3 protein-coding genes are annotated in these 17065 nt (G+C 46.2%); 1 reads left to right on the forward strand and 2 read right to left on the reverse strand.

The genetic code is table 11. The features are described from left to right. Positions 1 to 166 precede the first annotated feature (166 nt). Positions 167 to 886: a tyrosine-type DNA invertase gene (locus Xenpb_RS12710; protein WP_187654662.1), complete on the reverse strand. Its 720-nt coding sequence runs from the start codon at positions 884 to 886 to the stop codon at positions 167 to 169. A gap of 335 nt (positions 887 to 1221) precedes the next feature. Beyond that, positions 1222 to 1512, reverse strand: coding sequence for a DUF333 domain-containing protein (locus Xenpb_RS12715; protein ID WP_187654663.1), 291 nt, complete (start codon positions 1510 to 1512; stop codon positions 1222 to 1224). A gap of 986 nt (positions 1513 to 2498) precedes the next feature. On the opposite strand from Xenpb_RS12715, the gene Xenpb_RS12720 reads away from it, so the two are divergent. Next, the coding region (locus Xenpb_RS12720; protein ID WP_187654664.1) for a non-ribosomal peptide synthetase at positions 2499 to 17065 on the forward strand (14567 nt) is incomplete at its 3' end.

Genomic DNA, 17065 nt, shown 5'->3' on the forward strand with positions numbered 1-17065 from the left:
CATCCGAAAAATAAAAAAAATCGGCCGAATAAACCAACTTAAACAGACAATTAAGCAAATGAGTCTTTCGAATTTGAGTGACGCACAAGATTGGGAAATTGTATAGAAAAAGAGGAAAAAAAATTTCAGGCTATAGAAATGGGATTAATCAAAAATCAATAACTTATTAATATTTTAATATCAATACGTTATTTGGAGTTTTGCAGATAATAAGAAAATGAACTACGTTTAAAAATAGCTGTTTTAGGTGACTTGACAGTTTGGTACTAATTGTTAACTTTTTTCGTTTTCCTTTAGCATCCCATATTGTCTCAAATCTTCCCGCATTACTCGCGGTGTAGCGGACTGTATGGCGAATATTCCGGTGGCCTAAATAGTCTTGAATCAAGCGTGTATCTACCCCATTGTCTGCCAACGCATAACCACAAGCATGCCTCAACATGTGCGGATTCGCGCAAATCGACAATTTTGCCTTTTGGCTGGTTTGCCGAAGAATTTTATAAACCTGCTGGCGTGACATACGTTGACCACTACGAGATAAAAATAACCAATCGGGTTCTTTACTATCAATTACCTGACCATCTAATAATGCGGATTTCTTCGGCAAATATTTCGGACGCTCAGCTAACCAGCGACGTATCAATTGAACTTCACGGGATACCATTGGGTGAATAGTAGAAAAACCATTTTTTAATCGTTGTACTCGTAAACTTTTTCCTTCCAAATCAACATCAGAAATTCGCAAATTCAATAATTCAGATACCCGGAAGCCATGAATAAACCCCATAAATATCATGCAAATATTACGTGCTGCGTGAGGATATTTATCCAACGCAGTGAGCAATACATCAATTTCAGACTGGGTCAGATATTTGCGCTTTAGCATATTTTTTATCTCCAGATAATTAATTGAAAAAAAGCCATAAGGAATACCTTAATTATTCTTGCTCATTATTTTCAGACTGCAATGTCAACCACAGAATAATCTGATGATTTTTCTGTAAATAAGGTTTGTGTGGGTGAAAAATAATTGTCATTTAACCCAATAAGTTCTGTGGCTGTATCGTGTCAGTTATCAAGAGAAAAAATAAATATTTTTATAGGCTGGATAATGCCGTTCCTTTTTACTAAGGAAAAACATTATAAGGATGAATATCATGCGGATTAAAAGTTGACAGAAATATGTTTATATTGGCAGTGATATATTTCTGTCATAAAAAATTAAATTGACGCACATCCGCCATCCAGCAAAGCCTGCTCATTACAGCGACGGCCATTAGCCAGTTGGCAAACAGGTACTTTCTGACCATTCAATTGATTAGTCAGTGTCTGAATCCCTCCTGCGTCATTGCAGGTTTCACTTGCATCTTTACTCAAGTGAATCCCCAGATCAGAGTAGTGATAATGTTTGTATCGATTTAATGAAGCACTTGTTTGATGCCCACTGCAACCAGCCAATATGCCGCCAATCAACAACAAATTACACAAAATAATTCTCCGCCTTAAAAGCATATTTTCTCCCGTGAATCATCGAGTTAATCTATAGATCAATATAAATCAGTGTACTACACTTTTAGAAAACAAATTAATAACTAAAAATAAGCTAGACCACATTCCCAAAAAGCGGGTTAATCTACCACAATTCGGCATGTAACGCTTTAACGAAAAACAACATTTTATCCGTCATTATTGGTGTAAAATCATGCAGTTATCCGGCCGGGTTTCATGAATTTATTTTATTAAGTTATCCACATGTATCAACTTCACCTCCCTTATCACAAATAATACCACCTTCACAACAAGTTTAATCAAAATACTTCCCATGATTGATAAAAAATATATTTAAAAGGAATTAATAATCCAATGGTAAAATTACTTATGCTAGTCATTCATTCCAATATAAAAAAGAATGGGAGGCCATTTACTTTAATAAAAACAAAATGATGCAAACTCAAATGTAAATCCGAAACCATAAACAATATAAATTATATCGCCTTGCGATTTACAAGCCATTAAAAAAAATTAACCATATTAAATAAAAAATAATATAGACTTCAATCCAAATGACAATCACTATTACAGCACAAAGAATTATTACCACGCAATAATGATGAGTGAAAAACAATGATTGTCATTGAAAATGAAAATAATTTTGGCAGAACAGGATGGGTGACAAGGATGTATACTTAAAAGAATCAGAAATAAAACCTTAACTATTAGCTAACTATTGACTGAAAATAAATATCAACTATTTTGCATAAGGAAGAATGCTGAAAGATTGCGAGATTGGCTGTAATGATACCATGGTGAATAATGCTAACACTTATTGAATGAAAATAACAAATTAATATTTAAACCATCAGGAACAAAATATAGTTTGCTAAATTATGTTAATGCTAAAACATAAATAAATTAAGGTTATGCAATCGCTGAAATTTACCCATTTGTATCATAGGTTACAAATAACTTGCAAGCGGAATGCGTTCGTATAATTTATTATGAAAACAACTGAAGGTTCGCTAAATTCGAACTTATATAACCTTCATCCTGCTCAAGAAGATGTGTTTTACGAGCAAACCCTTCATGAAAATACTCCATTACACAATATAGGCTGGTATACCTTGATGGAAGGTGAGATTGATATCATCATCTTGCAACAAGCCTGGCAATTACTGCACCAACATATTGATACCCTAAGATTACGTTTCTCGATTAATTCGGATAATGAAGCAATGCAATATCTTGAAAATCAGAGTAATCCAGAGTCAATCTTATTCCATGATTTTTCAACGCAGCCTGATCCTGAAGAAAAAGCCCGGCATTGGATGCAACAACAGGTAGGCCAGTTCATAAACTTCCCAAATGAGATCTTGTATCAGATTTCATTAATTCGCATTGCTAGTGAAAAGTATTATTTTTTCAATAAATTCCACCACATTATAATTGATGGAGCCAGTTTATTGCGGCTTCATGAATATGTTTTTAAGTTGTATTCATGTCTGAAAAATGGAACATCAACAGCTTGGTTATCAGAAATTCCACAATATTTAGATGTAATAGAGAAAGCGAAAGAATACCTGAATTCTTCCCGTTACGAAGAAGATAAAAGCTACTGGTATGATTTTTTGGCAAAAAATGACATCCATCAATTAACACCTTATTATCAAAATAAGGGTTCTGGTAGCGATGAGTTAGTATTGCCACTGTCAACTAAAGCAGATTTGCGCGCTTTTTGTGAAGAAAATAAAACGAATCTTCTCGCCGTCTTCTCTAGTCTGGTCATTATTATGATGTCAGAACTAACAGGACAACAAGAGCTAACATTTAACACCATCACTCATGGAAGAAAGACAAAATCAGAGAAAAATATCGTGGGAATGCTGACAAATATATATCCCGTACATTGCCATGTTTCTGACGAAGTCAGTGTGATTGAGCAGATTAAACTAACAGAATCAGCGCTAAAAGAGAGTTATCACCATTGTCAATTTCCTCGTTCTCATTTGGTCAGAATGGCTAATCATCATGGAATTGCTTTACCCAATATATTTATATTCTATGAAAAGCTTGCAGGGTCAACACCTGAAACCAGACAGGCACAACATCATGTTATCGACGGATTCTCTAATATTGATCCTATCGCTTTTCGATTAAAAGAATTTGGACATAATCAGGAAATAACAATAACGATAGATTACTTGCAGGAATATTTTAGTGCTCAAGATATAAAAAAAATATTTGAACGATTACAAAACTTATTGACTGCTCTGCTTAACTCTTCTTCTTTATTAGTCAGTGAATTACCTGTTTTATTAGAACAAGAGCGCCATACCCTATTGCACTGCTGGAACCAGACCAACGTCCCCTACCCGCAAGAGATGATTCTGCAACAACAGTTTGAGGTTCAGGCAGCAGCAACACCCGATAATGTGGCGTTGATATTCGAAGAGGAAACTCTGACCTACCGTCAGCTCAACGAACAGGCAAATCAACTCGCTGTTGTGATACGCGAATGTTACCAACAGCAACATAATGCACCAATGCAGGCAGATACACCAATAGCCCTCTACCTCGATCGCAGTCTGGAGATGGTGATCAGTATTCTGGCGGTGCTGAAAGCCGGCGGTGCCTATGTGCCGATTTCTCCCGAATATCCACCGGAGCGAGTCCAGTTTATTCTGGAAGATACCGGAAGCCCGTGTGTGATAACCCAACAACAATACCTGACGACACTGGAAAAATGTGCACATGCCTTATCCATTCAACCCGCACTGATAGCCGCAGATGACAGTACAATCACCAAAGACCAACCAGCGGAAAACTTAGTGCCGGTAAACAAAAGTACGGATCTGGCATACATTATCTACACCTCCGGGACGACCGGGCAGCCGAAAGGTGTTGAGCTGACTCACCAGAATGTCATCAATCACCTGTGTTGGATGCAGGCTCAATATCCCTTAAGTGCATCGGATAAAGTCCTGCAACAAATCCCTTATACCTTTGATGCCTCAGTCTGGGAGCTGATTGCAGCTAACTGGTTTGGTGCCAGTATTGTGATGCCCTCACCGGATGTTCATAAACAGCCCGAAGTCCTGCATCAACTGATACAGAAAACCGGCGTAACGGTTGTGCAGTTTGTCCCATCCATGTTAGGTGCTTTCTGCCAGACAATACGGGATTTAGGCCAGCAATTGCCTGACACTATCCGTTATGTGCTATGTGGCGGAGAGGCGTTGACGATGTCCCATGTCAGCGCATTCAGAGCCATAAATAGGGGTTCAAGTACCTTAATCAACCTCTATGGCCCGACTGAAACGACAAATGATATCACTCACTTTGATGTCACTGATGAATTTAGTGGTCATGTCCCCATTGGCAAGGCACACCATAACACCCATCTGTATGTCCTTAATCGTAATGGCAAACTGTCTCCTATTGGTGCACCCGGAGAGTTGTATATCGGCGGTGCCGGACTGGCACGGGGATATCGGAACCGCCCGGAACTGACTGCCGAGCGTTTTGTCGAAAACCCGTTTGCCAGTGCAGAAGATAAGGCTAACGGTTATACCCGTCTGTACAAAACCGGCGATTTGGTGCGCTGGCTGCCGGATGGCAACCTCGAATATCTGGGGCGTAATGATTTTCAGGTCAAAATCCGCGGTTACCGCATTGAACTGGGTGAAATTGAAACGGCTTTATCTTCCCACCCACAGGTGAAACAGGCCGTGGTGATTGATCAGGAGCATGCGGGCCATAAAGCACTGGCCGCTTATCTGGTGACAGACGAAACGCTGACCAATGACACTTTGCTGGAGTATCTTTCAGCCCTTCTGCCGGAATATATGATACCCGCCAGCTTTACCCGCATTGACGCCATCCCTCTGACCACCAATGGCAAACTCGACCGTCATTCTTTGCCAGCGCCGGTATGGGAAAACCGGGATCGTTATATAGCACCGCGTACAGAGTTGGAAACTCAATTGTGCGTACTCTGGCAAGATGTTTTGGGATTAGAGCGGATTGGTATTGAAGATAACTTCTTCCGTATCGGTGGCGATTCGATTATCAGTATCCGGCTGGTTTCCAAACTGCGGCAGGTAGGTTTCTCTCTTCAGGTTAAATCGATTTTTGAAGCACCAACAGTATCACGTCTGGCGCAACTCCTGACACAAACAACATCCGCAGTCTCCGTGGTTGCTGAACAGGGATTATTAAGCGGGGAATTTGATTTATTACCTATCCAGCAAGATTTCTTCAATCAAAATCTGCCATATCCGCACCATTGGAATCAGGCATTTATGTTCCAGCTTCCCGGGAATATCCAGCACAAACATATTGCACAGGCCCTGATAGCGCTGGCCGGGCGACATGATATGTTACGTGCCCATTTTATCAATACAGCACAGGGCTATCGTCAGTGCTACCCCGCAGGAATGCCGTCCTGGTTGCCTGAATTACTGCATTGTGATGTGAGAGAGCTGGATGAAGCTGAGCGATACCAGCAACTGACCCAATGGCAGAGTAGTTTTGATTATTGTGAGGGGCCTTTATGGCAAGCCGCTCACCTGACCGGATATGCCGACGGCAGTGCCCGGTTATTTTTCGCCTTTCATCACCTGATTATTGATGCCGTATCGTGGCGAATTATCGTTGAAGATATGCGCCTGCTACTACAAGGCACAATGCTGCCATCGAAAACCAGTAGTTACCGGCAATGGGTCACCGCTGTCCAACGTTATGCAGTACAGCATCAAGACGAAGTGCCCTACTGGCAGCGCGTCATGACAGGGAAAAAAAGCTATCCGGTGATGGGAGAAATCAACTCGCAACAGTTGAGCTTATCATCCGACCTGACCAGCACCCTATTGCGTGAAGCCAACTCAGGTTATCACACTGAAATCAACGACCTATTGCTCAGCGCCCTCACATTGGCATTGCAGACAATCTTCTCCCAACCGACGAACACCATCATTCTTGAAGGGCATGGACGGGAAACCATCGACAATACACTGGATATCTCCGAAACCGTCGGTTGGTTTACGACTGTGTATCCTGTTTGCCTGACCGTGCAGGATGATATTGCAGAAACCATTATTCACACCAAAGAGATGTTGCGTGCTATTCCCAATAGGGGCATTGGCTACGGTGCCTTACATCAGGCGGGATATCTGACCGGAGATTTACCAGCCATCAGCTTTAACTATCTTGGCCAATTCGGCGGTGAAACCGGACAAGCCAGCCATCAGGATTGGGCGCTGACCAATGATAACTGTGGTTCAGTGATCGCCAATGAGAACGGCAGTCATTTACTGCTGGATATCAATGGTGCTGTTCAGGCGGGAAAACTGCAATTCAGCGTAATGTCCCGTTTGCCATCAGACCAGACGCAAATGTTTATCACAGCTTTTGAGCAAGCCCTCAATCATGTCATCACTGTCGGTCAGAAACAGGCGCAATCGGGCGGAATAAAAACACCCAGTGATTATGAATTTAAAGCCGTTTCAATTGAACGTTTAAAACGTTTGCAACAAAGCTATCAGGTGGAAACCCTGTACCCTGCCACCAGTTTGCAGCAAGGGCTTATTTATCACCATCTGGCTCAACCACGGGATGATGCCTATCGTGTGCAACTCTTGTTGGATTATCACACCAATATCGATCTTGCCGCCTATCAACAAGCCTGGGCGCTGACTTCACTGCGCTTCCCTATCCTCAGAACTGCATTTGATTGGGAAGGAGAAATTTTACAGATTGTGACTGAGAGTCCAAGTCTTGGTCCGGCTAACTTTACCATCAAGGATATCAGCCAATTACCAGAAGAAGAGAAGGATCGAGCGATTGAAGCGATCCAACAACATGACCGTACCCGGCCTTTTGATTTAAGTCAGCCCGGTTTAACCCGCTTTACGTTCATCAGGCAACATGAACAGTTGGTGACAATCCTGATCACGCAACACCACGCGATTATCGACGGCTGGAGTGGCCCTGTTTTATTACAAACGGTACATGAGTATTACAACGCGCTGGTGCAAGGACAAAAGCCTCAGGTCGTCGTGGAACAGGCTTATCTGGCAACCCAGCAATACTATCTGGAGCATCAGGCTGAATCTGAAGCTTATTGGGCTGAGCGTAAAACGCATTTCCGGGAAGCTAATGATTTATCAGCTCTGTTAAGTCATCACGTTGATTTGACACAGATTAAAACCGTCGAAAAACCCGCCGAACAGATGCTCACTGTACAGGGAGATTTTTATGAGCAACTGAAGAACATGTGCCGGATGCAAGGCGTTACGCTCAATGTGGTCCTGCAATTTGCCTGGCATAAATTACTGCACAGTTACACCGGGGATGAACAAACTATTGTCGGCACGACTGTATCCGGGCGTGATGTTCCAGTGGATGGAGTCGAGTCCAGTGTTGGTTTGTACATTAATACCTTGCCGTTGATGGTGCAGTGGACTCAGGTGGACAGTATCTCTGCGGTTTTACAAAACATACAGAAGGATATCGCCGCACTCAACAGTCACAGTGCCGTATCACTCGCCAGCTTGCAGCCAGATGGGGAACGGTTATTCCATAGCCTGTTCGTCTTTGAAAACTACCCGATTCCTGTGGTGAGCGAAAACGAGAAAGGGATTGAAAATACCCAGAAGCTCCGTCAAGCCATCGAAAAAGTAGATTATCCGTTGTCATTGATGGCCTACGAGCAGGATGACGGTTTAATCATAAAATTGAGCTATGACGAAGACTGGCTGACAGATAAACAAGTGCTACGTTTGCTTGGTCAGCTTGAACGTATTCTGCATACCGTAGCCTGTGACCCACACCAGCCACACACCTCCATAATGTTTCTCAGTCAGGAGGAACGCCATACCTTGCTGCACACCTGGAACCAGACCGATGTTCCCTACCCGCAGGACAAAACCCTGCAACAGTTGTTTGAGGCACAGGTGGAAATCACGCCGGATAACGTGGCACTGGTGTTTGAGGGCGAAACGCTGACCTACCGCCAGCTCAACGAACGGGCAAATCAGTTGGCACACGCTATCCGCGGGCATTATCAACAGCAATACGATCAACAACAACGTAATGCACCGCTGCAAGCCGACACGCCAATCGCCCTTTATCTTGACCGCTGTCCGGAAATGGTGATCAGTATGTTGGCCGTGCTGAAAGCCGGCGGCGCTTATGTGCCTGTTTCGCCGGAATACCCTGCGGAACGCGTTAATTTTATTCTGCAAGATATCCAGACCTCGTGTGTGTTGACTCAGCAACATCATTTGGTGGCACTGGCGGCATATACCCAACCATTCGCTGAACCGCCGGCACTGATAGCAGTGGATGACCCGATAACCACCGCAGGCCAGTCCGTGGAAAATCCGGCTCCAGTCAACAAATCCACCGATTTGGCCTATATCATCTACACCTCCGGCACCACCGGCCAGCCAAAAGGCGTCATGATTGAACATAACAGCATCAATAACTTAGCCCGGTTTATTGCCAGAACACATTTACTGTGTCCGCAAACCAAAGCGCTGTTTTTCTCCAATTACGTCTTTGATGCCGCTGTCTTCGAGATTTTCCCTGTCCTGATAACGGGAGCCGCCCTGTTTATTGCCCCCGCTCCGGTGACCAAAGACAGTGAACAACTGTTGGCATTCATCAATGCCCATGACATTACCAAGGCGTTTATTCCAACGGCCCTGATGAACCATTTCTCCGCTGAATTATTCCAGTCCACCTTACAGGTTATCCATACGGGCGGGGAGGCCCTGAATGCCCTGAATTTACGCTCAGGGATTACCCTGTTTAATCAGTACGGTCCCACTGAAATCACCGTCTGTGCGACCCAGCACTTATTACAGGATGGGGACAGAGCCATCGGCAAGGGCATCGACAATACCCGTCTCTATGTTCTTGATGATGGCGGCCATCCGGCTCCTGTCGGCGCACCGGGAGAACTGTACATTGGCGGTGCGGGACTGGCGAGGGGTTACTGGAACCGGTCTGAACTGACTGCTGAGCGTTTTGTCGAAAACCCGTTTGCCAGTGCTGAAGATAAGGCCAAAGGTTATACCCGCCTGTACAAAACGGGCGATTTGGTGCGCTGGCGGCCGGACGGCAATCTGGAATATCTGGGGCGTAATGACTTTCAGGTCAAAATCCGCGGTTACCGCATTGAACTGGGCGAAATTGAAAACGCCCTCGCTTCTCATCCGCAGGTGAAACAGGCCGTGGTGATTGACCGCGAGCACAACGGGAATAAAGTGCTGGCCGCCTATCTGGTGGCAGAAGAAGCACTGTCCGATGAAGCCCTGATTAAACACCTCTCTGCCCGCCTGCCGGATTATATGCTGCCTGCCAGCTTTACCCTCATTGAATCCGTGCCGCTGACGCTGAACGGCAAGCTGGATCGCCGCGCCCTGCCGGAGCCGGTATGGGGAACGCAGGACAGTTATGCCGCTCCCCGCAATACACTGGAAACCCAACTGTGTGCCATCTGGCAGGCGGTATTGGGCTTAGAACGCGTTGGTATCGAAGATAACTTCTTCCGCATTGGTGGTAACTCCCTTATGGCGATTAAGCTCACGGCAGCGATTCGCCGGGCCTTGGCAATGGAAGTATCACTGGCGCAATTGTTTGAGCTGAAAACCATTGCTGGCTTAGCCACTCATATAGGACAGCAGGCTCATACGATCATCCCTCACCTTGCATTAGAACATTACCCTTTATCGTTTGCTCAGGAGCGGATGTTATTTATCGAGCAGTTTGAACAAGGCACTAGCGCCTACCACATCCCTTATCTGGTTGAGCTGGATAACGACGCCTGTCTGCCCTTGTTAGAAACCGCCATTAACCGGCTGGTTGAACGCCATTCCATGATGAAGATGGTCTATCCCAATAATGATAAGGGACAGATTCACCAACAAATGTTGGGCGATAATTTAATTATCAAGTCACAATCCTGTGGAGATATTGGCACGCTTCTGAGCCTGGTTCACGCTGAAATAGCCACACCCTTTGATCTGGCTACCGAACCGAGCCTGCGTTTGTGTCATTATCAATTGTTCGATAACCAATTGATCAATAAGCAAGTGATCGATAAACATTACCTGCTAATGTTGTGGCATCACATCGCCATTGATGGCTGGTCCATCGAAATTTTTATGGATGAACTAGCAGAGATTTATCATTCCTTGTCAGAAGGCCGTGACAGCCAACTGGCACCTCTGGATATCACCTATGGCGACTATGCCGCATGGCAACGGGAATATTTACAGGGTGAAGTGCGTGAACGCCAGCTTGCCTACTGGCAGAAAACCTTGGCCGGCTACGAACCACTGGCTTTACCAACAGACCACCCCAGACCTGCTCAGGTCAATTATCAAGGGCGGGATTTCAATTTTACGCTGGATACAGCGCTGTCTGCGCAGCTAAGAACATTGGCTAAAGCTCAGGAAACTACCTTATATACTGTGCTGCTCAGTGGCTTTTATATCACGCTGGCAAAATTATCCGGACAGGATGATATCGTACTGGGGACGCCTACCGATAACCGACATCATGCGCAAACTCAGTCCCTGATTGGTATGTTCGTCAACTCACTGGTCTTAAGAACACAGCTTCAACAAACTGCCAGTGTGGAAAGCCTGATTAAACAGACCCATAAGCTGGTGGCCGAAGCCAAGAACTATCAGGATATGCCGTTTGAACATCTGGTTGAAACACTGGGAATTGAACGTGATACCTCCCGCCACCCGATTTTTCAGGTGATGTTCAGCTTACAAAGTTTTGGTGAGAGCCTGCCAAACGGAATCCCCCTGCCATTTAAGCCGGTTGCACTGGACGACTCTCCGGATAGTCCCGCCAAGTTTGATCTGAGCCTGTTTTTGTCCGACAGGCAGGCCAATATTACGGGTTGTCTGAATTACGCGGTCAGCCTGTTTGGCGAGGAAACTATCGTGCGGTTGGCGGATATCTACCAACGGGTATTGGCTGCATTAGTGGCAAACCAGAAACAATCCCTGTCTGAGCTTGATATCCTGCCTGCACAAGACCGCCATACCTTGCTGCACACCTGGAACCAGACCGATGTTCCCTATCCGCAGGACAAAACCCTGCAACAGTTGTTTGAAGCACAGGTGGAAATCACACCGGATAACGTGGCATTGGTGTTTGAGGGAGAAACACTGACCTACCGCCAGCTCAACGAACGGGCAAATCAGTTGGCACACGCTATCCGCGGGCATTATCAACAGCAATACGATCAACAACAATGCGATCAACAACGTAATGCACCGCTGCAAGCCGACACGCCAATCGCCCTTTATCTTGACCGCAGTCCGGAAATAGTGGTCAGTATGTTGGCCGTGCTGAAAGCGGGTGGCGCTTATGTGCCTGTTTCACCGGAATATCCTGCGGAACGCGTTAATTTTATTCTGCAAGATATCCAGACCTCGTGTGTGTTGACTCAGCAACATCATTTGGTGGCACTGGCGGCATATACCCAACCATTCGCTGAACCGCCGGCACTGATAGCAGTGGATGACCCGATAACCACCGCAGGCCAGTCCGTGGAAAACCCGGCTCCGGTCAACAAACCCACCGATTTGGCCTATATCATCTACACCTCCGGCACCACCGGCCAGCCAAAAGGTGTGATGATTGAGCATACCAGCGTCAGTAACTTATCCCGGTTTATTGCCAGAACACATTTGCTGTGTCCGCAAACCAAAGCACTGTTTTTCTCCAATTACGTCTTTGATGCCGCTGTCTTTGAGATTTTCCCTGCCCTGATAACGGGAGCCGCCCTGTTTATTGCCCCTGCTCCGGTGACCAAAGACAGTGAACAACTGTTGGCATTCATCAATGCCCATGACATTACCAAGGCGTTTATTCCAACGGCCCTGATGAACCATTTTTCCACTGAATTATTCCAGTCCACCTTACAGGTTATCCATACAGGCGGGGAGGTCCTGAATGCCCTGAATTTACGTTCAGGGATTACCCTGTTTAATCAGTACGGTCCCACTGAAATCACCGTCTGTGCGACCCAGCACTTATTACAGGACGGGGACAGAGCCATCGGCAAGGGCATCGACAATACCCGTCTCTATGTTCTTGATAATGGCGGCCATCCGGCTCCTGTCGGCGCACCGGGAGAACTGTACATCGGCGGTGCGGGACTGGCGAGGGGTTACTGGAACCGGCCTGAACTGACTGCTGAGCGTTTTGTGGCGAACCCATTCGCGACGGCCGAAGACAAGGCGAAAGGCTATACCCGCCTGTACAAAACCGGTGATTTGGTGCGCTGGCGGCCGGACGGCAATCTGGAATATCTCGGGCGCAATGATTTTCAGGTCAAAATCCGCGGTTACCGCATTGAGCTGGGCGAAATTGAAAACGCCCTCGCTGCCCATCCGCAGGTAAAACAGGCCGTGGTGATTGACCACGGGCATAAGGGAAATAAAGTGCTGGCTGCCTATCTGGTGGCAGAGGAAGCACTGTCCGATGAAGCCCTGATTAAACACCTCTCTGCCCATTTGCCGGATTATATGCTGCCTGCCAGCTTTATCCGCATTGAATCCGTGCCGCTGACGCTGAACGGCAAGCTGGATCGCCGCGCCCTGCCAGAGCCAGTATGGGGTAACCGGGATAGCTATATCGCCCCCCGTAATGCGTTAGAAACTCAGCTATGTGCCATTTGGCAGACGGTATTGGGGCTGGAGCATATAGGCATTGAAGATAACTTTTTCCGCATTGGTGGTGATTCGATTGTCAGTATCCAGCTAGTTTCCAAACTGCGTCAGGCTGGCTTTTCCCTTCAGGTTAAATCGATTTTTGAGGCACCAACGGTGGCCCGATTAGCGCAACTTCTGACACAACCGTCATCCACAGTAGCCATTGTTGCAGAACAGGGATTATTAAGCGGAGAGTTTGGCCTGTTACCTATCCAGCAAGATTTCTTCAACTGGAATTTATCGAGTCCACACCATTGGAATCAGGCATTCATGATCCGACTACCCGGCAACATCAGCTACGCCGCGATTGAGCAGACCCTGACGGTACTGGTTGAGCGACATGATATGTTACGTGCCCATTTTGTCAGCACAAAAGGCCGTTACCATCAATGCTACCACGCTGATATGCCATCCTGGTTGCCGCTTTTGCAACAGAGAGACGTCAGTCAGTCAGATAAGACTGAGTTACACCCGCAATTGACCCAATGGCAGAGTAATTTTAATTACAACAACGGGCCATTATGGCAAGCCGCTCATCTGACCGGATATACCGACGGCAGTGCCCGGTTATTCTTCGCCTTTCACCATCTGATTATTGACGTAGTGTCCTGGCGAATTATTGCTGAAGATATACGCAGATTGTTACAGGGCGAAATCCTGCCAGCGAAAACCAGTAGCTATCGACAGTGGGTCAATGCTGTCCATCACTATGCAGAAGACCACCAACAGGAAATTCCCTACTGGCAACAAGTCATGGCAGAGAACCAGATTCACCCTGTTTCAGATGAAAGCAGTCAACATATGTTGGGTATTTCCGTTGAATTAACCGACATTCTGTTGCGTGAAGCCAATGCCGGTTACCACACCGAAATCAATGACCTATTGCTCAGTGCCCTGACGCTGGCATTACAGGCTGTTTTCTCTCGATCGGTTAACCACATCATCCTTGAAGGCCATGGCCGGGAAGCTATTGACAACACACTGGATGTTTCAGAAACCGTCGGTTGGTTTACGAGCGTGTACCCTGTTCGTCTGGCAATGCAGGAAGATATTGCGGAAACCATTATTCACACCAAAGAGATGCTCCGAGCTATACCAAACAAAGGCATTGGTTATGGGGCATTATATCAGGCAGGCCACCTGACCGGTGAGCTGCCAGCAATCAGCTTTAACTACCTCAGCAAATTAAGCGGAGAGAATGAGCAAAACTGGTCACTGACCAATGACGATTGTGGAACCGTAGTGGCAGACGATAATCACAGCCATTTATTGTTGAATATTAACGGCCTGATCCAAGCGGGCAGATTGCAATTTAGTATCAACTCGCACTTGTCACAGGCTCAGACACAGGTATTTATCACCGCATTTGAACAGGCACTCAATTCTGTCATCATGGCAGGTCAAAAACAGGCGCAATCGGGTGGCATAAAAACCTCCCATGATTATGGCATTAAAGGAATTTCAATTAAGCTTCTGCGTCGCCTTCAGCAAAAGTATCAAATTGCAGCGCTATATTCTGCGACCAGCTTGCAGCAGGGATTTATTTATCACCATCTGGCTCAATCACAGGATGATGCCTATCGCGTGCAACTGCTGTTGGATTATCGCACACAACTGGATCTTACCGCTTACCAGCAAGCCTGGGCGCTGGTCTCACTGCGCTTCCCCATCCTCAGAACCGCATTTAATTGGGAAGAAGAAGCCTTGCAGATTGTGACTGAGGGCACCAGTCTTGGTGCGGCAAATTTCACCATCAAGGATATCAGTCAATTACCAGAAGAAGAGAAGGATCGAGCGATTGAAGCGATCCAACAACATGACCGCAGTCTGTCTTTTGATTTAAGTCAACCCGGTTTAATCCGCTTCATCTTAATTAAACAGAGTGAACAGTTGGTAACGGTTCTCATCACTCAACACCACGCTATTACCGACGGTTGGAGTAACCCGATTTTATTACAAGCGGTGCATGAATATTACAACGAGATCATACAAGGTCGGGCCCCCCGGATAACGTTAGACAAAGCCTACCTGGCAACCCAACAATATCATTTGGATCATAGAGCAGAATCTGAGGCTTATTGGGATGAACGCAAAACACAATTCCACAGAGCCAATGATCTTTCGGCGCTGTTAAGTCACCACATTAATTTAACGCAAATAAAAGCGATTGAAAAACCAGCGGGTAAAGCGATTACCCTACAAGGAAACGCTTACCATCAGCTTAAGGAAATGTGCTGTGAACAAGGTGTTACTCTAAATGTGGTCCTGCAATTTGCCTGGCATAAATTGCTACACAATTACACCGGAGATGAACAGACTATTGTCGGCACGACTGTATCCGGGCGTGATGTTCCAGTGGATGGAATCGAGTCCAGTGTTGGCCTGTATATCAATACGCTGCCATTAGCAGTGCAATGGGCTCCGACAGGAAATGTAGCTACGGTTTTACAAGACATACAAAAGGATATTGCCGCACTCAACAGCCACAGTGCCGTATCGCTTGCCAGCTTGCAGCCAGATGGGGAACGGTTATTCCATAGCCTGTTGATCTTCGAAAACTACCCTGATCCAGTAGTGAGCGAAAATGAAGAAGGGATTGAGAACACTCTGATGTTCCGTCAGGCCATCGAAAAAGTGGATTATCCGTTGTCGCTGATGGCTTATGAGCAAAATAATCGCCTGATAATGAAATTAAGTTATGGCGAAGATTGGTTAACCAAGGAACAGGCACAACGTTTGCTTGGTCATCTTGAACGTATTCTGCACGCCGTGGCCTGTGACCCACACCAGCCACACACCTCCATAATGTTCCTCAGTGAAGAAGAACACCATACCTTGCTACACACCTGGAACCAGACCAATGTTCCCTACCCGCAGGACAAAACCCTGCAACAGTTGTTTGAGGCACAGGTGGAAATCACACCGGATAACGTGGCATTGGTGTTTGAGGGAGAAACACTGACCTACCGCCAGCTTAATGAACGGGCAAATCAGTTGGCACACGCTATCCGCGGGCATTATCAACAGCAATACGATCAACAACAATGCGATCAACAACAACGTAATGCACCGCTGCAAGCCGACACGCCAATCGCCCTTTATCTTGACCGCAGTCCGGAAATGGTCATCAGTATTCTGGCCGTGCTGAAAGCCGGTGGCGCTTATGTACCCATTGCACCGGAATATCCCGCGGAACGCGTTAATTTTATTCTGCAAGATATCCAGACCTCGTGTGTGTTGACTCAGCAACATCACTTGGCGGCACTGGCGGCATATACCCAACCATTCGCTGAACCACCGGCACTGATAGCAGTGGATGACCCGATAACCACCGCAAGCCAGCCCGTGGAAAATCCGGCTCTAGTCAACAAATCCACCGATTTGGCCTATATCATCTACACCTCCGGCACCACCGGCCAGCCAAAAGGTGTGATGATTGAGCATACCAGCGTCAGTAACTTAGCCCGGTTTATTGCCAGAACACATTTGCTGTGTCCGCAAACCAAAGCACTGTTTTTCTCCAATTACGTCTTTGATGCCTCTGTCTTTGAGATTTTCCCTGTCCTGATAACGGGAGCCGCCCTGTTTATTGCCCCCGCTCCGGTGACCAAAGACAGTGAACAACTGTTGGCATTCATCAATGCCCATGACATTACCAAGGCGTTTATTCCAACGGCCCTGATGAACCATTTCTCCGCTGAATTATTCCAGTCCACCTTACAGGTTATCCATACGGGCGGGGAGGCCCTGAATGCCCTGAATTTACGTTCAGGGATTACCCTGTTTAATCAGTACGGTCCCACTGAAATCACCGTCTGTGCGAC

The organism is Xenorhabdus sp. PB62.4, from assembly GCF_014467285.1.
Classification (GTDB): domain Bacteria; phylum Pseudomonadota; class Gammaproteobacteria; order Enterobacterales; family Enterobacteriaceae; genus Xenorhabdus.

What these genes read in the sequence shown, in the direction of transcription:
- Xenpb_RS12710 (WP_187654662.1), bottom strand. Translation starts at nt 886, where the DNA reads ATGCTAAAGCGCAAATATCTGACCCAGTCTGAAATTGATGTATTGCTC.
- Xenpb_RS12715 (WP_187654663.1), bottom strand. Translation starts at nt 1,512, where the DNA reads ATGCTTTTAAGGCGGAGAATTATTTTGTGTAATTTGTTGTTGATTGGC.